Source organism: Pseudomonas sp. PDM31 (assembly GCF_019218965.1).
Lineage (GTDB): Bacteria > Pseudomonadota > Gammaproteobacteria > Pseudomonadales > Pseudomonadaceae > Aquipseudomonas.
In genome coordinates this window covers 1-255 of the sequence record NZ_JAHUWS010000047.1, presented here as the reverse complement: position 1 = coordinate 255, position 255 = coordinate 1, and the positions used below count along the sequence as shown (strand labels likewise).

The following is a 255-nucleotide window of genomic DNA, read 5'->3' as shown; positions in this document are numbered from 1 at the left end:
GAACCGTACCCCAAACCGACACAGGTGGTTGGGTAGAGAATACCAAGGCGCTTGAGAGAACTCGGGTGAAGGAACTAGGCAAAATGGCACCGTAACTTCGGGAGAAGGTGCGCCGGTGAGGGTGAAGCACTTGCTGCGTAAGCCCACGCCGGTCGAAGATACCAGGCCGCTGCGACTGTTTATTAAAAACACAGCACTCTGCAAACACGAAAGTGGACGTATAGGGTGTGACGCCTGCCCGGTGCCGGAAGGTTA

1 rRNA gene is annotated in these 255 nt (G+C 55.7%); it reads left to right on the top strand.

What is annotated here, in order from left to right:
- Positions 1–255: ribosomal RNA gene (locus KW839_RS27395) — 23S ribosomal RNA — on the top strand; the annotation flags it as partial.